This is a genomic window from Sphingomonas melonis DAPP-PG 224 (genome assembly GCF_000379045.1).
Classification (GTDB): domain Bacteria; phylum Pseudomonadota; class Alphaproteobacteria; order Sphingomonadales; family Sphingomonadaceae; genus Sphingomonas; species Sphingomonas aquatilis.
Map to the genome: position 1 here is coordinate 1,948,311 of NZ_KB900605.1, position 20,656 is coordinate 1,968,966.

The 20,656-nt window shown below is 67.5% G+C and carries 16 protein-coding genes; 8 read left to right on the plus strand and 8 right to left on the minus strand.

The genetic code is table 11. From position 1 onward, the window contains the following. The first annotated feature begins 3 nt into the window (after nucleotides 1-3). Complete coding sequence (locus tag SPHME3_RS0109530) at nucleotides 4-3,201, plus strand: efflux RND transporter permease subunit (RefSeq protein ID WP_017979393.1); 3,198 nt, start codon at nucleotides 4-6, stop codon at nucleotides 3,199-3,201. A 6-nt stretch (nucleotides 3,202-3,207) separates the two neighbouring features. Further along, complete coding sequence (locus SPHME3_RS0109535; RefSeq protein WP_029720456.1) at nucleotides 3,208-4,710, plus strand: efflux transporter outer membrane subunit; 1,503 nt, start codon at nucleotides 3,208-3,210, stop codon at nucleotides 4,708-4,710. 109 nt (nucleotides 4,711-4,819) lie between these two features. Here SPHME3_RS0109535 and SPHME3_RS0109540 read toward each other — a convergent pair whose 3' ends face one another. The 3 genes from SPHME3_RS0109540 to SPHME3_RS0109550 form a co-directional block, all read right to left on the minus strand. Further along, nucleotides 4,820-5,845, minus strand: coding sequence for a glycosyltransferase family 4 protein (locus SPHME3_RS0109540; RefSeq protein ID WP_017979391.1), 1,026 nt, complete (start codon nucleotides 5,843-5,845; stop codon nucleotides 4,820-4,822). After that, on the minus strand, nucleotides 5,845-6,711 hold the full coding sequence (locus SPHME3_RS0109545) for a UDP-2,3-diacylglucosamine diphosphatase (RefSeq protein ID WP_017979390.1): 867 nt from the start codon (nucleotides 6,709-6,711) through the stop codon (nucleotides 5,845-5,847). Before SPHME3_RS0109545 ends, SPHME3_RS0109540 begins: the two co-directional genes overlap by 1 nt. 96 nt (nucleotides 6,712-6,807) lie before the next feature. Next, nucleotides 6,808-8,448, minus strand: a complete 1,641-nt coding sequence (locus tag SPHME3_RS0109550; protein ID WP_017979389.1) for an inorganic phosphate transporter — start codon at nucleotides 8,446-8,448, stop codon at nucleotides 6,808-6,810. A gap of 157 nt (nucleotides 8,449-8,605) precedes the next feature. Between SPHME3_RS0109550 and SPHME3_RS0109555 the strand changes: the two genes are divergently transcribed. Beyond that, entirely contained in the window at nucleotides 8,606-9,706 is a 1,101-nt protein-coding gene (locus SPHME3_RS0109555) for a mechanosensitive ion channel family protein (protein WP_017979388.1), read from the plus strand. On the opposite strand, the gene SPHME3_RS0109560 is transcribed toward SPHME3_RS0109555, so the two are convergent. The 3 genes from SPHME3_RS0109560 to otsB are packed head-to-tail and all read right to left on the minus strand — an operon-like array spanning nucleotide 9,648 to nucleotide 13,575. After that, entirely contained in the window at nucleotides 9,648-11,054 is a 1,407-nt protein-coding gene (locus SPHME3_RS0109560) for an alpha,alpha-trehalose-phosphate synthase (UDP-forming) (RefSeq protein ID WP_026151871.1), read from the minus strand. The genes SPHME3_RS0109555 and SPHME3_RS0109560 overlap by 59 nt on opposite strands. Continuing rightward, entirely contained in the window at nucleotides 11,051-12,832 is a 1,782-nt protein-coding gene (locus tag SPHME3_RS0109565) for a glycoside hydrolase family 15 protein (protein ID WP_017979386.1), read from the minus strand. Before SPHME3_RS0109565 ends, SPHME3_RS0109560 begins: the two co-directional genes overlap by 4 nt. After that, nucleotides 12,829-13,575, minus strand: coding sequence for a trehalose-phosphatase (gene otsB / locus SPHME3_RS0109570; protein ID WP_017979385.1), 747 nt, complete (start codon nucleotides 13,573-13,575; stop codon nucleotides 12,829-12,831). The genes SPHME3_RS0109565 and otsB overlap by 4 nt, the downstream gene beginning before the upstream one ends. Nucleotides 13,576-13,833: 258 nt before the next feature. On the opposite strand from otsB, the gene SPHME3_RS0109575 reads away from it, so the two are divergent. Together SPHME3_RS0109575 and SPHME3_RS0109580 are read left to right on the plus strand one after the other, a co-directional pair. Further along, a complete protein-coding gene (locus SPHME3_RS0109575; protein ID WP_017979384.1) occupies nucleotides 13,834-14,166 on the plus strand; it encodes a hypothetical protein in 333 nt (110 codons plus the stop codon). 100 nt (nucleotides 14,167-14,266) lie between these two features. Further along, entirely contained in the window at nucleotides 14,267-15,274 is a 1,008-nt protein-coding gene (locus SPHME3_RS0109580) for a glycosyltransferase family 2 protein (protein WP_017979383.1), read from the plus strand. 127 nt (nucleotides 15,275-15,401) lie between these two features. On the opposite strand, the gene SPHME3_RS0109585 is transcribed toward SPHME3_RS0109580, so the two are convergent. Both SPHME3_RS0109585 and SPHME3_RS0109590 read right to left on the minus strand, forming a co-directional pair. Beyond that, nucleotides 15,402-15,944: a pseudouridine synthase gene (locus SPHME3_RS0109585; protein ID WP_017979382.1), complete on the minus strand. Its 543-nt coding sequence runs from the start codon at nucleotides 15,942-15,944 to the stop codon at nucleotides 15,402-15,404. A 143-nt stretch (nucleotides 15,945-16,087) separates the two neighbouring features. Further along, nucleotides 16,088-17,086: an adenosine kinase gene (locus tag SPHME3_RS0109590; RefSeq protein WP_017979381.1), complete on the minus strand. Its 999-nt coding sequence runs from the start codon at nucleotides 17,084-17,086 to the stop codon at nucleotides 16,088-16,090. A gap of 256 nt (nucleotides 17,087-17,342) precedes the next feature. On the opposite strand from SPHME3_RS0109590, the gene SPHME3_RS0109595 reads away from it, so the two are divergent. The 3 genes from SPHME3_RS0109595 (at nucleotide 17,343) to SPHME3_RS0109605 (ending at nucleotide 20,645) form a co-directional block, all read left to right on the plus strand. Continuing rightward, on the plus strand, nucleotides 17,343-18,026 hold the full coding sequence (locus SPHME3_RS0109595) for an EI24 domain-containing protein (protein WP_017979380.1): 684 nt from the start codon (nucleotides 17,343-17,345) through the stop codon (nucleotides 18,024-18,026). Further along, on the plus strand, nucleotides 18,023-18,391 hold the full coding sequence (locus tag SPHME3_RS0109600) for a hypothetical protein (RefSeq protein WP_017979379.1): 369 nt from the start codon (nucleotides 18,023-18,025) through the stop codon (nucleotides 18,389-18,391). The genes SPHME3_RS0109595 and SPHME3_RS0109600 overlap by 4 nt, the downstream gene beginning before the upstream one ends. A 205-nt stretch (nucleotides 18,392-18,596) precedes the next feature. Then, nucleotides 18,597-20,645: an NAD(+) synthase gene (locus SPHME3_RS0109605; protein ID WP_017979378.1), complete on the plus strand. Its 2,049-nt coding sequence runs from the start codon at nucleotides 18,597-18,599 to the stop codon at nucleotides 20,643-20,645. The last annotated feature ends 11 nt before the right edge of the window (nucleotides 20,646-20,656 follow it).

Genomic DNA, 20,656 nt, shown 5'->3' on the forward strand with positions numbered 1-20,656 from the left:
ACCATGGCACGCTATTTCATCGATCGACCCATCTTCGCATGGGTCATCGCCATCGTCATGATGCTGGCCGGCGCGATCGCGATCCGCAGCCTGCCCGTGGCGCAGTTTCCGGAAATCGCGCCGCCCGCGGTCGCGATCACCGCGAGCTATCCGGGTGCCGATGCCGAAACGCTGGAACGCACGACGACGCAGATCATCGAGCAGCAGCTTAAAGGTATCGACAACCTGCGTTATTTTTCGTCCTCGTCTTCCTCGGCGGGGACGGTGACGATCACGCTGACCTTCGAACAGGGGACCAACCCCGACATCGCGCAGGTGCAGGTGCAGAACAAGCTGCAGGCGGCGACCCCGCTGTTGCCGCAGGAGGTGCAGCGCCAGGGCATCCAGGTCACGAAGTCCTCCGCCAGCTTCCTGCTGGTCGTCGGTCTCGTCTCCACCGATGGGTCGCACAGCAACACCGACCTGTCCGACATGGTCGTGTCGAAGTTCCAGGATCCGATCAGCCGCGTGTCGGGCGTCGGCGAGTTGCAGGTGTTCGGCGCGCAATATGCGATGCGCATCTGGCTCGATCCGATCAAGCTCAACAGCTACGCGCTGACCGTCGCCGATGTGACGTCCGCGGTCCAGGCGCAGAACGCGCAGGTGTCCGCCGGTCAGATCGGCGCGCAGCCTGCTCCCAAGTCGCAGATGCTGAACGCGACCGTCAGCGTACAGTCGCGGCTTCAGACGCCCGAACAGTTCGGCGCGATCCGGCTGAAGACCACCACCGCGGGCGCCGTCGTACGGCTGCGCGACGTGGCGCGGGTGGAGCTGGGCGCGGAGAATTACGGCTTCGACGTCCAGTATAACGGCAAGCCCGCGTCCGGTTTCGGCGTGCGCCTTGCCGCAGGTGCCAATGCGCTCGACACGGTGGAGCTGGTGAAGGCGCGCGCGCAGGAGATCGGCAAGACGCTGCCCGCCGACGTCAAGGTCATCTACCCCTATGACACCACGCCGTTCGTGCGGCTGTCGGTGGAGCAGGTGATCCACACGTTGATCGAGGCGGTCGTCCTCGTCTTTCTGGTGATGTTCCTGTTCCTCCAGAACTGGCGGGCGACGCTGATCCCGACGATCGCGGTGCCGGTGGTGCTGCTCGGCACCTTCGCGGTGATGGCGGTGGCGGGCTTCACGATCAACACGCTGACCTTGTTCGGCATGGTGCTCGCCATCGGCCTGCTGGTCGACGACGCGATCGTCGTGGTCGAGAACGTCGAGCGTTTGATCGTCACCGAACATCTCAGCCCCAAGGATGCAGCGCGCAAGTCGATGGACGAAATCAGCGGCGCGCTGATCGGCATCGGCCTCGTCCTGTCGGCGGTGTTCCTGCCGATGGCATTCTTCGGCGGATCGACCGGCGTGATCTATCGCCAGTTCTCGATCACGATCGTGTCGGCGATGGTGCTATCGGTCATGGTCGCGCTGATCCTGACGCCGGCGCTGTGCGCGACGATCCTGAAGCCGCACGACCCGAACAAGGCGGAAGGCAACGGGCCGTTCGCGCGCTTCTTCCGCTGGTTCAACGATCGGTTCGAACGCGGTCAGCAGAAGTACGAAGGTGGCGTGAAGCGCACTGCGCGGAGCTGGAAGCGGTCGCTGTTGGTCTATGCCCTGATCGTCGGTGGCATGGTGCTGGTGTTCACGCGCCTGCCCTCGGGCTTCCTGCCCGACGAGGATCAGGGCACGGTGCTGGCGCTGGTGCAGGGCCCGGCCGGTGCGACGAGTGCGCGCACGGACAAGGGGCTGACCCTCGTCCGCGATCACTTCATGAAAGCCGAAGGTGCCAACGTCGCCGGTGTGTTCACGATCAACGGGTTCAGCTTCGCAGGTCAGGGGCAGAATGCCGGTCTGGTCTTCGTGAACCTGAAGCCGTGGGACGAGCGCAGCGGGGCCGACAACAAGGCGCAGGCGATCGTCGGACGGGCGATGGGTGCGTTCAGCCAGTATAAGGACGGGCTGATCTTCGCGCTGGTGCCGCCGGCCGTGCAGGAACTGGGTAACGCGACCGGCTTCGATGCGCAGTTGGTCGACACCGGCGGCATCGGTCACGAAAAGCTGGTGCAGGCCCGCAACATGATGCTGGGCATGGCGATGCAGGACAAGCGCCTGGCGCAGGTCCGCCCGCTGAGCCTGGATGACGCCCCGCAGCTGAAGGTGAAGATCGACGAGGACAAGGCGCGCGCGCTGGGTCTCGACCTTGCCGACGTCAATTCGACGATCGCGACGGCGTGGGGCGGTGGCTATATCAACGACTTCATCGATCGTGGCCGCGTCAAGCGCGTCTACGTCCAGGCCGATGCGCCCTATCGCCTCAGCCCGGAGGATGTCGGCGATCTGTACGTGCGGAACGGCACGGGGCAGATGGTGCCGTTCACCGCCTTCGCGACGCTGGAATGGGCCAATGCGCCGGTGCAGCTGACCCGTTACAATGGGCAGCCGGCCATGCAGTTGCAGGGTTCGCCGGGCCCGGGCCTCAGCACGGGTGCGGCGATGCAGGCGATGGAAGAAATCCACGCCAAGCTGCCACCGGGCACCGCGCTCGAATGGACGGGGCTGTCGTTCGAAGAACGGCTGTCCGGTGGTCAGGCGCCTGCGCTGTACGGCCTGTCGCTGCTGATCGTGTTCCTGTGCCTTGCCGCGCTGTACGAAAGCTGGTCGGTGCCGATTTCGGTGATGCTGGTGGTGCCGCTCGGCGTGCTGGGTGCGGTGTTGGCGGCGTGGCTGACGGGCCTCAACAACGACATCTATCTGCAGGTCGGTCTGATCACGACGATCGGCGTGTCGGCGAAGAACGCGATCCTGATCGTGGAGTTTGCCGAAGAGCGCATCAACGAAGGCATGCGGCCGTTCGACGCGGCGGTGGAGGCGGCGAAACTGCGTCTGCGCCCAATCCTGATGACCAGCCTCGCCTTCATCTTCGGCGTGTTGCCGCTGGCGATCTCGACCGGCGCAGGTGCGGGCGGGCAGAATGCGATCGGTCGTGCGGTGGTCGGCGGCATGCTGTCGGCGACGCTGCTCGCGATCTTCTTCGTGCCGATGTTCTTCGTCGTGGTGCTGCGTCTGTTCGGGCACGGCCATGACGGCAAGCGGCCCGTCGAGGACAGGCAGCATGACAGCAATGACGCGGACGGCGAGGGCGATGCGCCCCGTCCGCAGGGAGCCTGAGTGGTGATGACACGCAAAATCGTCCTCGCGCTGCTGGGCGCCAGCGCGCTCGCGGGGTGCAACCTCGCACCGAAATACGTCCGGCCCGAAGGCGCGGTGCCGGCGGCCCTGCCGCAGGGCGGCGTGTATCCGGCCGCGGCGACCGATGCGCCCGACGTCAGCAAGATCGGCTGGCAGACGTTCTTCACTGACGACCGGCTGCGCAAGACGATCGCGTTGGGGCTGGAGAACAACCGCGATCTGCGGGTCGCCGCGGCCAATGTACTGCAAGCGCGGGCGCAATATCGCATCCAGCGGGCCGACCTGGTGCCGTCGACGACGGTGTCGGGGTCGGGGACGTACACCAACAATATCTTCGGCGGCGCCTCCGCCGGGGCGGGCGCTGGCGCGGGTAGCGGCGCGGGCGCCGGAGCGGGCGCGGGAACCGGTGGCGGCGTGGGTGCCGGGGCCGGCGGCGCGGCGGTCGGGTCCAATTCGTCGAACCTCGAATTCTACTCGGTCAACGCTGGTTTTTCGGCCTTCGAGCTCGACCTGTTCGGCCGCGTCCGCAACCTCAACCGCGCCGCGCTAGAACAATATTTCGCGTCGGAAGAGGCGCAGCGCGCCGCGCGGATCAGTCTGATCGCCGAGATCGCGACGGCCTGGGCGACCCTGGGGTCGGATCAGGACCAGCTGCGCATCTCGCAAGAGACGCTGAAGGCGTTCGAGCAATCGCTGGAGCTGACGCGGGCCCAGTTCCGCATCGGTGTCGCCTCCGAACTGGAAGCGCGGCAGGCGGAAACCAGCTATCAGAGCGCGCGCAACGACATCGCCGTGCTGAAGACGCGGGTGGCGCAGGACAAGAACGCGCTCGACCTATTGGTCGGCACGCCGGTGACGGCGGACCTGCTGCCGCAAGGGCTGGGCAACGGCGATGCCGCGTTGCAGGTGCTGCCCGCGGGCCTGTCGTCCGAGGTCCTGCTGCGTCGGCCCGACGTGTTGCAGGCCGAGCATCAGCTGATCGCACAGAATGCCAATATAGGCGCGGCGCGAGCGGCTCTGTTCCCGCGCATCTCCCTGACCGCGACGCTGGGGACGATCAGCACCGCGCTGAGCGGACTCTTCGCGGGGGGCAGCTTCACCTATACCGGCGCGCCGTCGGTATCGCTGCCGCTGTTCGATGGCGGACGGCTGCGGGGCAATGTCGATTATGCCCGCGCGTCGCAGCAGGCGGCGGTGTCGACCTATGAGAAGACGGTGCAGACCGCATTCCGCGAGGTCGCCGACGCGCTGGCACAGCGCGGCACGATCGACGAACAGATTGCGGCGCAGACCGCCCGTGTCGGGGCGGCGAACGTGGCGCTGCGCATTTCCGACGCGCGTTATCGGGCGGGGGTGGAATCGTTCCTCAACACGCTGGATTCGCAGCGGTCCGCTTATGCGGCACAGCAGCAGTTGGTCACGACCCGACTGACACGCATCAGCAACCTTGTCGAACTATACCGCTCGCTGGGTGGTGGACTCGAGTAAACCATTTAACCCGTTCACCGTGCCGCAAGAGCGGACAGCAATCGAAGGCGCGGCACGGTGAACCCCGCCAGGCGGGGATAGCGCGTCTACGTTTCGCGCTGGTGGACGGCTAGGCCGCGCGGCTCTCCGGCGCGCGCAGGGGCGCGAGGCTGTCGAGGAACTGCGCCGCGCTGCTCGCCCAAGTGAAGCGGGCGGCATAGGCCGTGCAGGTTGCGCGGTCGCGGGTCAGCGCGCCCGGGATGGCGACGTCGAGGTCGGCGTCGATCGCACCGACGCTCTCGTCCAGCACGTCCACCGGCCCCGGTGCGGGGAGTGCCGCGATGGGGGTGCCGCAGGCGAGCGCCTCGATCATCACGAGTCCGAACGTGTCGGTGCGGCTGGGGAAGACCAGCACGTCGGCGCTGCGATAGGCCGCGGCGAGGTCCGCGCCGAAGCGCGGTCCCAGAAAATGCGCCTGCGGGTAGCGCGCCGCCAGCATCGCCAGCGCGGGACCGTCGCCCACGACCACCTTGCTGCCGGGCGTCGTCGACTGGAGGAACCCCTCGATATTCTTCTCGACCGCGACGCGGCCGACGTAGAGCTGGATCGGGCCTGGCAAGGCGGTGATGACGGGATCGCGCGGCCCATCGGCGGTGAAGGTCGCGAGGTCGACGCCGCGGCCCCAACGGCGCAAATGCGGCAGGCCATGCGCGCGCAGCACCGCATCGACCGAGGGGGTCGAGGTGAGGATCGCGTCGGCGGGGGCATGGAACCAGCGAATATAGCGCCAGATCCATTCGGCATTCACGCCGGTGCGTGCCGCGACATAATCGGGAAATTGCGTGTGATAGGCGGTGGTGAAGCGCACGCCGTCGCCGACGCACCAGCGCCGCGCGGCAAGGCCCAGGGGACCTTCGGTGGCGATATGCACGGCATCCGCGTCGAAGTCGCGGATCAGCCGCCCGATCGTGCCGCTGCGCGCCAGCGCCAGCCGGATTTCGGGATAGCTGGGGCAGGGCAGGCTGGCGAAGCGATCGGGCGAGATCACGAGCAATCGATGGCCCTGCGCCTCCAGCTCGTCGCGGACGGCGGTGAGCGTGCGGACCACGCCGTTGACCTGGGGCGCCCAGGCGTCGGTGACGAGGGCGATGCGCATCAGGCGGCGCGGATCACGCTATCGGTGCTGGCCGGGGCATTGCGTGCCGCAATCTCATCCGCCCAATGGAGCAACTCCATGCGGCCGTCGAAATGTTCGACCAGGGCGGTGCAGCCCTCTACCCAATCGCCGTCGTTATAATAGGCGACGCCCTGGATATCGCGGATTTCGGCGGTGTGGATGTGCCCGCACACCACGCCATCGACGCCGCGCGATCCCGCGGCATGGGCGACGACCTCTTCGAAGTGCGAGATGAAGGCGACGGCGTTCTTCACCTTCGCCTTGGCGTGCTTCGACAGCGACCAATAGGGCATGCCGAGGCGGCGTCGCGCGACGTTGAGCCACTGGTTCACCACCATCAGCGCGGTGTAGGCGCTGTCGCCGATGAACGCGACCCAGCGGTGCGCGAGCGTGATCGCGTCGAATTCGTCGCCGTGCAGCACCAGCAGGCGGCGGCCGTCGGCGGTGGTGTGGATCGCCTTGCGGCGGATCTTGACGCCGCCGAAGTCCATGCCGGCGAACTGGCGGAACACCTCGTCATGGTTGCCGGGGATGTAGGTGACGCGGGTGCCGCGCTTGGCGCGCTTCATCAGGCGCCAGACGACGTCATTGTGGCTCGCCGGCCAGTAGAAGCGCTTCTTGAGGCGCCAGCCGTCGATGATGTCGCCGACGAGATAGAGCTGGTCGCTGTCGACATGGTCGAGGAAGTCGATCAGCATGTCGGCATTGCAGCCGCGGGTGCCGAGGTGGACGTCCGAAATCCAGATCGTGCGATAGCGACGGCGCGTGACGCCCGCAGCCTCCGGCACGGTCGGCCGCTGCGGCACGAAGGCGAGGATATCGGCGGTGGTCGTGTCGGTGGTCATGCGTGGCCCCCTCGGGAACCCGCTGTTCCCTTATGGGCGATGCATAGCCTGCCGATGTGACGCCGCGGTCACGGCGAGGTTACGGAAGTGTTGCGCTTATGCGGCCATCGTCGTGCGCAGCACGGTGAGCAGGATCCAGTAGAGCACGCCCGACAACAGCATCGCGGCGGGCAAGGTCATGAACCAGGCGAGCGCCATGTTGCGCACGGTGCGCCATTGCAGGCCTGCACCATTCGCGACCGACGCGCCGGCGACGCCCGACGACAGGATATGCGTCGTCGACACCGGCATGGCGAAGCGATCAGCAAGCAGGATCGTCGCCGCAGTCACCAGCTCGGCCGACATGCCCATGCCATAGGTGAGGTGGGTCTTGCCGATCCGTTCGCCGACGGTGACAACGATCCGCCGCCAGCCGACCATCGTGCCGAGGCCCAGCGCGATCGCGACGGTGATCTTCACCCAGAGCGGGATGTAGCGCGTGCCCTGTTCCAACCGGCTGCCATAGGCCTTGATCCCGTCGATCTCGGCGGCGGTGAAGTGGGTGCGGGCGCCTTCATCGGCGACGATGAGCTTGCCAGCATCGAGGACGAGGTACATGTCGCCACGCAAATTGGGCGTGGCCGCGGCGGGCACCTTGCCGAGCGAGCCGTAGCTTTCCAGCTTGTCGCCGACATCGCGCGACAGCGAGGCGAGTGCACCATACATGGCGGGCGTATCGACCCGGCGTTCGGCGAGGCCGCGCGTCACCGTCGCACGGGCGATGTCGACCGTCGGTTCCGGCCCCGGCTGGCGCGCGTAGATTTCTGCGGCCGAGCGCGCCTGTGCCACGAAGGCGGGCGTCGCGCTTTCGGGGACGGTGCGGTTCAGCGCATAGGCGGTGGGCGCGCAGCCGATCAGGATCAGCATGATCAGGCCCATGCCCTTCTGCCCGTCGTTGCTGCCGTGCGCGAAGCTGACCGCGGTGCAGGTGGCGATCAGCGTCGCGCGAATGCCCCTGGGCGGCGGCGCCTGCGTGTCGGGCTCGCGATAAAGCTTGGGGTCGCGGAGGAAGCGCTTCATCACCAGCAAGAGTACGAGGGCGGCGGTGAAGCCGATCAGCGGGCTGAAGAACAGCGCGGAAAAGACCTTCTCCGCCTGATGCCAGTCGACACCCGATGTGCCGTTCAAACCCCGAGCGAGCAGTTGATTGGCGAGGCCGACGCCGAGGATCGAGCCGATCAGCGCGTGGCTCGACGAATTGGGGAGGCCGACATACCAGGTCGCGAGGTTCCACAGCACTGCCGCCAGCAGCAGCGCGAAGATCATCGCGAACCCGCCCGCCGAGCCGGTGTTGATCACCAGATCCACGGGCAGCAGCGTGATGATCGAATAGGCGACCGCGCCGGACGAGGCGAGCACGCCGAGGAAATTGAACACGCCCGACCAGACGACGGCCAGCGGCGCGGGCATGGCGTGGGTGTAGATCACGGTGGCGACGGCGTTGGCGGTGTCGTGGAAGCCGTTCACGAATTCGAAGCCGAGCGCGATCAGCAGCGCGAGACCGAGGAACAGAAAGACGCCCGTCGCGAGCGTTTCGCCGACCTCTGCCGTGTCCGTCAGGATGCTGGCGCCGGCATAGCCCAGCGCGCCGATCAGGACGGCCAGGAAGATCCACCGGCCGGCAGGGTGCAGGTGCCCGTCAAGCCGCGGGCCGCGTGCAGCCGTTTGGGGGGAAGCGGCGGTGAGCGTCGTAGCCATATGTCCGCGGTGGACCCTGTATGTGACGAGTTCGTGACAGCAGCTGATTCGAACCGTGTCGACAACGCGCCGATCGGCCATTGTGTTCGGGGCGGCGGAGCAGGGGGCGGGGCAGGGGGGCGGGGAGCCTTTGCCGGCGTGGTGCGTGTTAGCGGCGATGCATATCCCCTATCTCGATATCGACCTGCCGGACTGGGCGGGGAAGCTTGGCGGCGTGCTGGCGTTCGTCCTGCTGCTGTCGCTGGTTCATCGCATCCTGTTTGCGGCGCTGCGCCGGCTGGCGGGACGCACCGCGACGAAGACCGACGATATCCTGATCGCCCGGCTCGATCGGCCGAGTTTCTGGCTGGTGATCGTCATCGCCCTAGCTGCATCGGGTCCGGGATTGGACCTGCCGCGCTATTGGGAGACGATCTGGCAGCGGGTGCTGGGGCTGCTGACGCCGGGCATCTTCGGCTGGATGCTGCTCGCCGGGCTCACCGCCTATCGGGACATCAGCGAGGTGCGGTTCGACATCACCGCCGCCGACAATCTGAGGGCGCGGCGGCGGCGGACGCGGATCGGCATCCTGCACCGAATCGGGGTGTTCGTGCTGATCCTGATCACGGCGATGATGATGCTGATGAGCATTCCGTCGGTGCGGACGATCGGGGTGACGCTGGCGGCCTCTGCCGGCGTCGCCGGTCTTGCCATCGGCGCCGCGGCGCAGCCGGCGCTGAAGAACCTGATCGCCGGCATCCAGATGGCCTTTACCGAGCCGATCCGGATCGACGACGTCGTCATCATCGACAACGAATGGGGGCGGATCGAGGATATCCGGCTGACCTATGTCGTGGTCCGGATCTGGGACGACCGGCGGCTGGTGGTGCCGGTGTCGAAGTTCCTCGAGAACAGCTTCCAGAACTGGACCCGGGAGACGAGTGCGCTGCTGGGGTCGGTGTTCTGGTATCTCGATCCCGCCGCCGATGTCGCCCGGATCAGGGTGAAGCTGGAGGAGGTCGTCCGGGCCAGCCCCCGTTGGGACCAGCGGTTCTTCAACTGCCAAGTTACTGATTCAAAACAGGATGGCCTGATGGAGGTGCGCGGGCTGATGACCGCCAAGGACGCCTCCACCGCGTTCGATCTGCGGTGCGAGGTGCGCGAGGCGATCTACGCCTTCATCCGCGACGAGATGCCCGAAGCCCTGCCGCGGACGCGCATCATGCCGGCTCCGCCTCCGTCTCCATCTCCAACGGGGCTTCCATCAGCGCCTCGGTGAAGGTCTTTCGCCACCAGCCGATATCCTCGCGCATGATGACGTCCATCATCCGCTGCCAGCGTTCGATGCGTTCCTCGCGCGGCATGCGGAGCGCGAGCATGATCGCGTCGGACATTTCCTCGGCCGAATAGGGATTGATGAGGACGGCGTCGGTCAGCTGGCAGGCGGCGCCGGCGAAGCGCGACAGGATGAGGACGCCGGGGTCTTCGGGGTTCTGCGCCGCGACATATTCCTTGGCGACGAGGTTCATGCCGTCGCGCAGCGGCGTCACGAGCCCGATCTTTGCGGCGCGGTAGATGCCGGCGAGCACGTCGCGGGGATAGCCCTGGTTGACGTAGCGGATCGGCACCCAGTCGATATCGGCGTAGGCGCCGTTGATCCGGCCCGCGAGGCCTTCGAGATTGCTGCGGATCTTCTGATAGCTGCCGACCGTCGCGCGGCTGGGCGGAGCAATCTGGAGCAAGGTGACTTCCTTGCGCTCCTCGGGATGCTCGACGAGGAAGCGTTCGTAGCCAAGGAAGCGTTCTTCCAGCCCCTTCGAATAATCGAGCCGGTCGACGCCGACGATCATGTCGCGCCCCACTGCGGCGTCGCGCATCTGGCGATAGGCAAGGCGGCCGCGCGTGCTGACGGCGAGGCCGGCAAATTCCTTGGCATCGATGCCGATCGGACAGGCCATGACGCGGACGCGGCGATCGTCCAGCACCAGCTCGTCGCCCTCGACGGTCGCGCCCAGTTCGGCGGTGCAATAGTCGCGGAACGACGACAGCCATTCGTCGGTGTGGAAGCCGATGACGTCATAGGCGAACAGGCTGCAGACCAGCCCTTCTGCTTCGGGCAGGATGGCGAGCAGGCGGCGCGGCGGCCAGGGGATGTGGAGGAAGAAGCCCAGGCGGTTCTTCGCACCGCGCTTGCGCAGTTCCTGCCCCAGCGGGAACAGGTGATAATCCTGAATCCAGACCGCGTCGTCTTCTTCGATCAGCGGCTGGACGGTGTCGGCGAAGCGTTCGTTGACGCGCTGGTACCCGCCGGCGAATTCGCGTTCATATTCCGCCAGATCGACGCGATAGTGAAAGAGCGGCCACAGGGTGCGGTTCGCGTAGCCGTTGTAATATTCCTCGATATCCTGCTCTTCGAGGTCGACGGTCGCGGTGGTGACGCCTTCGCTGCGCTGGAAGGTGATCTGGCCGGTATATTCGTCGGTGCGCTCGCCCGACCAACCGAACCACATGCCCTTATACTGGCGAAGCGCAGAGGCGAGGGCGACGGCGAGGCCGCCCTGTGCGCCCCCGGATTTGGACCCCGTGGGGGCGGACACACGATTGGAAATGATGATCAGACGGCTCAGCGGATCGAACTCCAGGGTTTGGACAGCAGGACGGCGCAGTTGATCATGCCGACCAGCGAATAGGTCTGCGGGTAGTTGCCCCACAGCTCCAGAGACGTAGGGTCGATGTCTTCGGACAGCAACCCTGACGCGGTACGCCGTGCCAGCATCTCTTCGAAGAGCGCCCGCGCATCGTCGTGGCGGCCGGTGGCGTGCAGCGCCTCGATCAGCCAGAAGGTGCAGACGTTGAAGGCGGTTTCGGGCAGGCCGAAATCATCCTCCGTATCGTAGCGCAGCATGAAGCTGCCGCGACGCAGGCCTTGCTCGACCGCCTCGAGCGTGCCGAGGAAACGCGGGTCGGTGGGTTCGAAGAAGCGCAGGTCGAGCAGCTGGATCAGGCTGGCGTCGAGGTCGTCGCCCGAGAAGGTCGCCGACATGCGATTGGTGTCGGGCCGCCACGCCTTGTCTTCGATCACGCTGCGAATATGGTCGGCGCGATCCTGCCAGAACGTGCAGCGATCCTCCATGCCCAGCGCATGGGCGGCATTGGCGAGCCGGTCGCACGCCGCCCAGCACATCGCGACCGAATAGGTGTGGACGCTCTGCCGCGTGCGCAGCTCCCAAAGCCCGGCGTCGGGCTTGTCGTAATGCGTCCAGGCGCGTTCGCCGACCTGTTCGAGGCGGTGGAAATCCTCGACCGTATTGAGGCGCAGCAGGCGCTGGTCGAAGAAGGCGTGGACGCTGCACAGCACGATCTGGCCGTAGGCATCATATTGATGCTGTTCGTAGGCGGCGTTGCCGACGCGCACCGGGCCCATGCCGCGATAGCCGGCCAGATCGGGCGCGAAGCGTTCGGTGAGCATCGCTTCGCCAAGGACGCCGTACAATGGCTGAATATGGCCGCCGCGCGCATCGTCGACGATGTTGCGCAGATAGCCGAGATAGCCCTCGAGCACGTCGAGCGCGCCGAGGCGGTTCAGCGCCTGGACGGTATAATAGGCGTCGCGGATCCAGCAGTAGCGATAGTCCCAGTTGCGCTCCGACCCGGCATGTTCGGGGATCGAGGTGGTGAGCGCGGCGACGATCGCGCCGGTTTCCTCATGCTGGCACAATTTGAGGGTGATCGCCGAGCGGATGACCACGTCCTGCCATTCGAGGGGGATGGCGAGGCCACGCGTCCATTCCTGCCATTCGGCGATCGTCTGCGTCAGCATCGCCTCCATCGATTCCGCCAGATCGCCGCTGAAGCTTTCATCGGGGCCGAGGAAGAAATGCAGTGGTCGTTCGAGGCGGAAGATGCGCTCTTCCTGGATCATGCCGATCGGCGCGGTGGTGGTGAGGCGCATCTGCATCGTATCGAGGTTGATGCGCAGGTGGTTCGACCCGCCGATCTGTTCGCGGCATGCACCGCCCCAGCCGCAGGTGGTGCGCAGCCGCATCGTCATGCGGGGGCTGCCCGAGACCGGACGGACGATCCGCGCGAAGGCGACCGGGCGGTAGGTGCGGCCGAGGCGATCGAAGCGCGGGCAGAAGTCGATCACCTCCAGCGCGTTGCCGGCGCTGTCGGTATGCGTGCTGACCAGGATTGGCGTGTTGCGAATGTACTGCTGCTCGACCGACACGGAATCGGCGATCTCGACGCTCCAATAGCCGCTCTCCGGTTCCGCACCGCCGACGAGGGCGGAGAAGAGCGGATCGCCATCGACGCGCGGCACGCACGCCCAGACGTAGCGGCCGGCGCGATCGATCAGCGCGCTGACCTGACAATTGCCGATCGGCCAGAGGTCTACGCTGGTCATGCACTGAGGCTTTCGGTTGCGGCTTCGAGCCAGGAGAGGGTGTCGGCGACGCTGTCGAGGCGCCAGGCGGCGGCGGTGGCGCGGGGGGCGCCGATCAGGATGCCGGCGCCGCCGAGCGTTGCGGCGGCGGCCATGGCGGGTTCGTCGGTATCGTCGTCGCCGAGGAAGACGGGTTTGTAACCGGTGAGGGCAGGGGCCTGCATCATCTGACGCAGCGCGCTGCCCTTGTCGGCACCGGCGACGCGCACCTCGACCATCATCTTGCCGGTCTGCAGGTGGAGGCCGGTATCGGCGGCGAGGCGGGTGGCGAGCTGCGTCGCGGCGGCTTCGGCCGTGGGAACGGCGCGGTAATGGAGCGCGGCGCCGAGGGGCTTTTCCTCGACCAGGACGCCTCGTGTTGCAGTTGCGAAGTCGTGCATGTCGGCGACAATACGGTCGAGCGCGGCGGGTCGTTCCGCCTGGTGGACGCGGCCGTCGGGCCAGGCGACCTCCAGACCGTGGCTGCCGGAGATGGCGAAGGCGGGGGCGCCGAACAGCGCGCGGATGCCGTCGACCGGCCGGCCGGAAATGATCGCGACGCGGCCGTCGAGCGCGTGCGATAGCCGCTCGATCAGCGTGGCGAGGCGCGCGTCGACGCGGACGGCGTCGGGCCGCTCCTGCAATTCGACGAGCGTGCCGTCGAAATCGAGGAACAGCGCGGCGTCGCGCAACAGGTCGGCGGGGGGTGGGGGCAGGTGCGTCACGGCGTCGCTGTCCGGGATCGGGGCGAGCGGGTCAAGCGGGTCCGGCGCCCGAGTCGGCGTTCGAGTCGGGGGCTGCGGACGAAGTGGACGATACGTTTTGCTCGGAGACGCCCCCTGCGCCGGCCCGCCGCGGGATGGGCGGGCGAGCGGAGGGCGCGGAGCATGGCGGAATGGTAGCAGAGGCGGGGCGTGTAGGACAGGGGTGGCTTGATACAGCGATGTTTATAAGGTCGGCTGGTCGACGCAGAGGGGCTGGGTATGAACGGGTTTCAGATAACGGTCGTCGTCTTTGCGCTGATCGTGATCGCGGTCAGCGTCTGGTCTATCATTGCCGTCGTACGCTCGCCCGATTTCCGCTGGAAGCCGTTGTGGGTGGCCGGATGCCTGATCGGATTCGTCGGTCTCGGAATTGACTGGACTCACCCTAACGACCTGCTCTTCCTGTTTGGGTTTACGGCTCCGGTCGTTATCGTGTTCAAGGTTCTGACGACGGGACAAGTCATCGTAAAGACGGGGTTTCCCATTGTATCGGCGGTGGCTCTTGCCAAAGCGCATTGGAGGATACCGTCGATCGATGGTCCAGGAAGATGACGGGTATTCGCGGCGGCCTGAACGGGTGCTTCAGCAGGAGCGAATGGTTCATTAACCATCCCGTGCAACTGCCTGCCTATTCCGACAGTGAAAGACTTTCATGCCCTCTGCCCCCATCATTGCCGCGACGCTGATCGTGCGGGACGAGGCGCGGTGTATCGCGCGGTGCCTGGAGAGTGTGGCGCCGTTCGTCGACCGGATGGTGGTGGTGGATACCGGGTCGGTGGACGATACCGTTGCGATCGCAAAGGGGTGCGGGGCGGAGGTGCATCGGCTCGACTGGCCTGACGATTTCGCGGCGGCGCGCAACCATGCGCTGGGGCTGGCCGATGCGGACTGGCATCTGGTGATCGACGCGGACGAATGGATTGTCTGCGGCGGGGAGGCCTTGCGTGACTGGTGCGCGGGGGGCGAGCGGCTGGGGCGGGCGTGCGTGCTGAGCGACGATGGCGCGGGCGCGACGACGACGCGGAGCTGGATTACGCGGGTGCTGCCGCGCGGCGTGCGGTTCGAGGGGCGGGTGCATGAGCAGGTCGCCTCCGCTGTGCCGCGCGTGCGGACCGGGCTGCATATCGGGCATGACGGCTATCGGGCGGCGCAGCTTGCCCGCAAGCGCGATCGCAACCATCGGCTGTTGCTGGCGGAGCTCGCCGGGCGGCCGGGGGATGCGTACCTGCTGTACCAGATCGCCAAGGATGCCGACATGCGCGGCGACGGCGCGGCGTCGGCGGAAGGCTATGCGCAGGCGGTGGCGGCGACGCCGCCGGACGCGGGCTGGCGGCACGAGCTGGTGACGTGCGCGATTGCCGCGCTGGCGAAGGCGGGGCGGCTGGGCGATGCGATGGCGCTGGCCGAGGCGGAGATGCCGCGCTGGGCGGAGTCGCCGGATTTCTTCTTCGTGCTCGGCGACCTGCTGCTGCATCACGCCATCGCCGATCCGGCGCGGGCGGTGGACCAATGGCTGCCGCTGGCGAGCGGGGCGTGGGAGCGGGCGATCGCGATCGGCGAGCGGCCCGATCTCGAGGGCAGCGTCGCGGGGCGGGGCAGTCACCTCGCCCAGCATAACCTCGACGTGGTGCGGGGGCAGTTGGCGATGTTGCGCGGTTAGCGGAGGGGGCGGTCAGGGTTGCGCTGCGTTACGGGGGGCGTTCCTATCCTCCCCCTCCGTCACCGCCTTTCGGCGGCGCCACCTCCCCCTGGCGGGGGAGGATGTATCACCCCACACGTCAGGGGCGTCAGGCGTCGCGCCATGCCCCCGGCGCGAGGTTGTCCAGCGTCCAGTCGCCGATCCGCCAGCGCACCAGGCGGAGCGTCGGGTGGCCGACGGCGGCGTTCATGCGGCGGACCTGGCGGTTGCGGCCTTCGCGGATGGTGAGGCGCAGCCAGCGGTCGGGGATCGCCTGGCGCACGCGTATGGGGGGCGTGCGCGGCCACAGGTCCGGCGGCTCGATCGCCTCCACCTCGGCGGGGCGGGTGGGGCCGTCCTTCAGCATGACGCCGGTGCGAAGCGCGGCGAGCGCGGCGGCGTCGGGGACGCCTTCCACCTGCACGAGATAGGTCTTGGGCAGCTTGAACTTCGGATCGGCGATGCGCGCCTGGAGGCGGCCGTCGTCGGTCAGCAGCAACAGCCCTTCGCTGTCGCGGTCGAGCCGGCCGGCGGGATAGACGCAGGGTACGTCGATGAAGCGTGACAGCGTGACGCGCTCCGCCGGCGTGCCGCGATCGGTGAACTGGCTGAGCACGTCATAGGGTTTGTTGAAGAGGATCAGGCGGCTCATGTCGGCTCGTGCAGGGAGGAACGCCCGCTGTAACGGCGCGCGGCGATGCCGGCCATGGCGATCCGCCCGCCCGGCGGTCCATCGCGCATACGAAAAGGGAGGCGCCGGCCGGCACCTCCCCGTTCGTCTTACAAGGGGCGCGATCAGCCGAGCTTGGCGGCCATCAACGCCTTCATGTCGACGTTCGGACGCGCGCCGAAGTGGCTGATGATCTCGGCGGCGCAGATCGCACCGAGCTTCAGCGACTCTTCCAGGCCCTTGCCCTGCGCCTGACCGTGCAGGAAGCCGGCGGCGAACAGATCGCCCGCGCCGGTCGTGTCGACGACGCGCTCGATCGGCTCCGCCGCGACTTCGGCACGCGTGCCGTTCTGCAGCGCGCAGGCGCCGTGCGCACCGCGCGTCACGACCAGCGTCGGCACCTGGGCTGCGATCTTGGCGACCGCGGCCTCGAAATCCTCGGTTTCGGCGAGCGCGGCCAGTTCGCCTTCATTGGCGAACAGGATGTCGATCAGGCCATCCGCGATGAGCTGGCGGAAGTCGCCGCCGTGGCGACCGATGCAGAAGACGTCGGACAGCGTGAAGGCGACCTTGCGGCCCGCCTTGCGCGCGGCCTCGATCGCGACGCGCATCGCGGCGCGCGGCTCTTCCGGGTCCCACAGATAGCCTTCGAGATAGAGGATCGCGGCGTCTTCGATCATGCCGAGATCGAGCGCGGCGGCGGGCAGGAACTGCGAGGCACCGAGATAGGTGTTCATCGTGCGCTGGCCGTCCGGCGTCACGAAGATCAGGCAGCGCGCCGTGGTCGGCTGGCCGGGACGCACGTCGGTGGTGAAGGCGACGCCCGCCGCGCGGATGTCGTGCGCGAACACTTCGCCGAGCTGATCGTCGGCGACCTGGCCGATGAAGCCGGTGCGGCCGCCGAGCGCCGCGATGCCGGCGACGGTGTTCGCCGCCGATCCGCCCGACACCTCACGCCCCGGACCCATGCGGTCGTAGAGCGCGTCGGCATCCTCGGGCGAAAACATCAGCTGCATCGAGCCCTTGGCGACGCCGATCGACTCGATGAACGCATCGTCGGCCTGCGCGAGGATATCGACGATCGCATTGCCGATCGCGACGACGTCATAGGTGGGGTGGGACAAGGGAAGCTCCGGTAAAGTCAGATGTCGCTCCCTAGGGGCGTGCGCGGTTTCGCGCAACGCGGGGCGGGGTGTCCCCGCCGTCACCCCGGACTTGTTCCGGGGTCCACCGGGCCGCGGGGGAGTGGCTGGAGGCTCTAGCCGTCCCCTTCGCCGCAGAGTGGACCCCGGAACAAGTCCGGGGTGACGAAGAGAAAGGTGGCGGCCCGAGACGTGCCAGCCGTTGACGCCCTTCATCGCACACGCCACCCCACGTTCTATGCTCCGCGCCTTCACCCTCTCGCTCGGCCAGCTTGGCGACGCCGCGATATTGCGGGTGCTGGCGAAGTCGCTGGCGCTGACGGTGGCGATCTTTGTCCTGCTCGGGCTGGCGTTGTTCGGTGGATTGCACACGGCCTTCGCCGATCTGGGCTCGGCGCTGGGCGACGGGCTGGCGGGGGCGCTGACGGTAATCGTGTTCGTCGTTGCCGCCTGGTTGCTGTTCCGCGTGGTCGCGATCGCGGTGATCGGGCTGTTCGGCGACGCGATCGTCGCCGCGGTGGAGGCGCGTCACTATCCCGCCGCGCATGCCGTGGCCCGCGACGTCGGGTTCGTCCGGTCTGGGCGGATGGCGCTCGCGTCGGCGGTGCGCGCGCTGGGCATCAATCTGGTGATGACGCCCGTCTATCTCGCGTTGCTGTTCACCGCGATCGGGCCGGCGATCGCGTTTTTCCTGGTCAATGGCTGGCTGCTGGGGCGCGACCTCGGCGACATGGTGGCGAGCCGGCACATGGACGATGCGACGATGCGGGGCTGGCGCAAGGCGACTCGCGGCCAGCGGTTCGTGCTGGGCCTTGCCGTCGCGGGACTGTTCGTGGTTCCGCTCGCCAATCTGTTCGCGCCGATCCTGGGCGCGGCAATGGCGACGCACCTGTTCCACGGGGGGCGAGGGGGACACGCATGACGACGCGCACGATCTTGAGCCTCGCGCTCGCGGCAGGGCTGGGCGCGTGCGCCGCACCGGGGGCGGTCGGTCCGACGGTCAGCCGGCCGGTCGTGCCCTATACCAGCGCCGGGTTGGAGCGGGTGATCGGGCAGGATGCGGCGGGCCTCGTCCGCCTGTTCGGCCAGCCCGACGCGGACATTCGCGAGGGCGCGGCGCGGAAGCTACAGTTCGCCGGGCCGATCTGCGTGCTCGACGCCTATCTGTACCCGAAGGAGAATGAGGGGCCGCGCGTCACCTATCTCGACGCGCGCGAGCCCGATGGCAGCACGATCGATCGTGCGAGCTGCGTGGCGGCGCTGACCCGTCGCGAGGGGGGGAAGTAGGGCTTTCCGCCGTAACCCCGGCCGGCGAGCTGGAGTCCCGCTTTTCCCGACCCACCGCAGGAAGAAGCGGGACCCCGGGTCAAGCCCGGGGTGACGGTGGAGGGGGGTGCGACGTGGCGGGAATCGGCTTAACATGGCCGGATCGCCCCGGCCCACGAACCGTTGCCGCTAGCCCCCCTTCCTCGCAGCGGCTAGCCTTGCCACCATGACCCAGCTTTTCCATTCGATCCACGCCCACCAGATGGTCCGCGTCGCCGCGGCGACGCCGCGCGCGAGCGTCGGCGATATCGACGCGAACCTCGATGCGGCGGTCGCGATGGCGCGGGAGGCGGATGCGCGCGGCGTGGATTGCGTCGTCTTTCCCGAACTCAACCTGACGTCCTACGCGCTCGACGACCTGCACCTGCAATCGGCGCAGCAGCGGGCCAGCGACGCGGCGGTGGTGGCGTTTGCCGAACGGACCGCGGCATGGGCGCCGCTGCTGCTCGTCGGCGCGGCGCTGGTGCGCAACGGGCGGCTCTACAATTGCGCGGTGGCGGTGCATCGCGGGCGCATTCTGGGCGTGGTGCCGAAGAGCTTCCTGCCCAATTACCGCGAATATTACGAAAAGCGCTGGTTCGCGCCGGGGCTGGGCCTGACCGGCCTGACGATCCGGCTGGGCGATGCCGATGTGCCGTTCGGCACCGACCTGCTGTTCGCGGCGGAGGATCTGCCGGGCTTCGTCGTACATGCCGAGATTTGCGAGGATTATTGGGCGCCGACGCCGCCGTCGACGATGGGCGCGCTGGCGGGGGCGACGATCTGCTGCAACCTCAGCGCTTCCAACATCGTCATCGGCAAGGCGCGCGAACGCATGCTGCTGGCGGCTGCGCAATCGGCGCGCGCCGCCTGCGCCTATGTCTATTCCGCCGCGGGACCGGGCGAGAGCACGACCGATCTCGCCTGGGACGGGCAGGGGCTGATCTACGAACTGGGCGAATTGCTGACCGAATCGAGCCGCTTCTCGAACGCGGCCGAGCTCGTCGTAGCCGACATCGATTGCGAGCGGCTGGTGCAGGAACGGTTGCGCAACGGCACGTTCAACGATAGCGCGGCGGCGGCGGGGCACCCCGAGCGTGACGTCCGCCGAATCGGCTTTACGCATGGCGCGCGCGATGGCGACACCGGCCTCGACCGCCGCATCCGCCGCTTCCCCTTCGTGCCAGACGATCCCGCGCGCCGCGACGAGGATTGCTACGAAGCCTTCAATATCCAGGTCGAGGCGCTGGTGAAGCGGCTGTCGGCCACCGGTTCCAAGACGCTCGTCATCGGCGTGTCGGGCGGGCTCGATTCGACGCATGCGCTGATCGTCGCGGCGAAGGCGATGGACCGGATGGGGCGGCCGCGCAGCGACATCCTCGGCTTCACCATGCCGGGGTTCGCCACCGGCGAGGCGACAAAGGGCAACGCCTGGGCGCTGATGCGCGCGCTGGGCTGTATCGCCGACGAGATCGATATCCGCCCCGCCGCGCGCCAGATGCTCGCCGACATGGGCCACCCCTTCGCCAGCGGCGAGGCGGTCTATGACGTGACGTTCGAGAATGTGCAGGCAGGCCTCAGAACCGATTACCTTTTCCGCCTCGCCAACCAGCGTCGCGGCATCGTGCTCGGCACCGGCGACCTCAGCGAGCTGGCGCTCGGCTGGTGTACCTATGGCGTCGGCGATCAGATGAGCCATTATGCGATCAACGCCGGGGTGCCGAAGACGCTGATCCAGTTCCTGATCCGCTGGTGCATCCGGACGGACCAATATGACGCGGCGACCAACACCGTCCTCGCGACGATCCTGGCGCAGGAGATTTCGCCAGAGCTGGTGCCCGCCGATGCGGATACGGGCGCGATGCAATCGACGGAATCGATGATCGGGCCCTATGCGCTCAACGACTTCTTCGCGCATTACGTGATCCGCCACGGGCTGGCGCCATCGAAGATCGCCTTCCTCGCCTGGCATGCATGGCACGATGCGGCGCAGGGCGGGTGGCCGGAGGATGTTCCGGCCGACGCGCGCGTCGCCTACGACCTGCCGACGATCAAATATTGGCTCGAGCGATTTCTGGTTCGCTTCTTCCAGACCAGCCAGTTCAAACGGTCGGCGATCCCCAACGGACCGAAAGTGTCGGCAGGGGGGGCACTTAGCCCGCGGGGCGATTGGCGGGCACCGTCGGATGGCACTGCGTCAGTATGGCTGAACGAACTGCGCCGAAACGTTCCGTAGAATATTGCCTT

Bases quoted from the DNA above. Each gene is read 5' to 3' on its own strand.
- SPHME3_RS0109575 (WP_017979384.1), top strand. From the start codon at position 13,834: ATGAACGGGTTTCAGATAACGGTCGTCGTCTTTGCGCTGATCGTGATC.
- SPHME3_RS0109595 (WP_017979380.1), top strand. From the start codon at position 17,343: ATGCTCCGCGCCTTCACCCTCTCGCTCGGCCAGCTTGGCGACGCCGCG.
- SPHME3_RS0109580 (WP_017979383.1), top strand. From the start codon at position 14,267: ATGCCCTCTGCCCCCATCATTGCCGCGACGCTGATCGTGCGGGACGAG.
- SPHME3_RS0109545 (WP_017979390.1), bottom strand. From the start codon at position 6,711: ATGACCACCGACACGACCACCGCCGATATCCTCGCCTTCGTGCCGCAG.
- SPHME3_RS0109565 (WP_017979386.1), bottom strand. From the start codon at position 12,832: ATGACCAGCGTAGACCTCTGGCCGATCGGCAATTGTCAGGTCAGCGCG.
- SPHME3_RS0109605 (WP_017979378.1), top strand. From the start codon at position 18,597: ATGACCCAGCTTTTCCATTCGATCCACGCCCACCAGATGGTCCGCGTC.
- SPHME3_RS0109555 (WP_017979388.1), top strand. From the start codon at position 8,606: ATGCATATCCCCTATCTCGATATCGACCTGCCGGACTGGGCGGGGAAG.
- SPHME3_RS0109530 (WP_017979393.1), top strand. From the start codon at position 4: ATGGCACGCTATTTCATCGATCGACCCATCTTCGCATGGGTCATCGCC.
- SPHME3_RS0109585 (WP_017979382.1), bottom strand. From the start codon at position 15,944: ATGAGCCGCCTGATCCTCTTCAACAAACCCTATGACGTGCTCAGCCAG.
- SPHME3_RS0109535 (WP_029720456.1), top strand. From the start codon at position 3,208: ATGACACGCAAAATCGTCCTCGCGCTGCTGGGCGCCAGCGCGCTCGCG.
- SPHME3_RS0109550 (WP_017979389.1), bottom strand. From the start codon at position 8,448: ATGGCTACGACGCTCACCGCCGCTTCCCCCCAAACGGCTGCACGCGGC.
- SPHME3_RS0109600 (WP_017979379.1), top strand. From the start codon at position 18,023: ATGACGACGCGCACGATCTTGAGCCTCGCGCTCGCGGCAGGGCTGGGC.
- SPHME3_RS0109540 (WP_017979391.1), bottom strand. From the start codon at position 5,845: ATGCGCATCGCCCTCGTCACCGACGCCTGGGCGCCCCAGGTCAACGGC.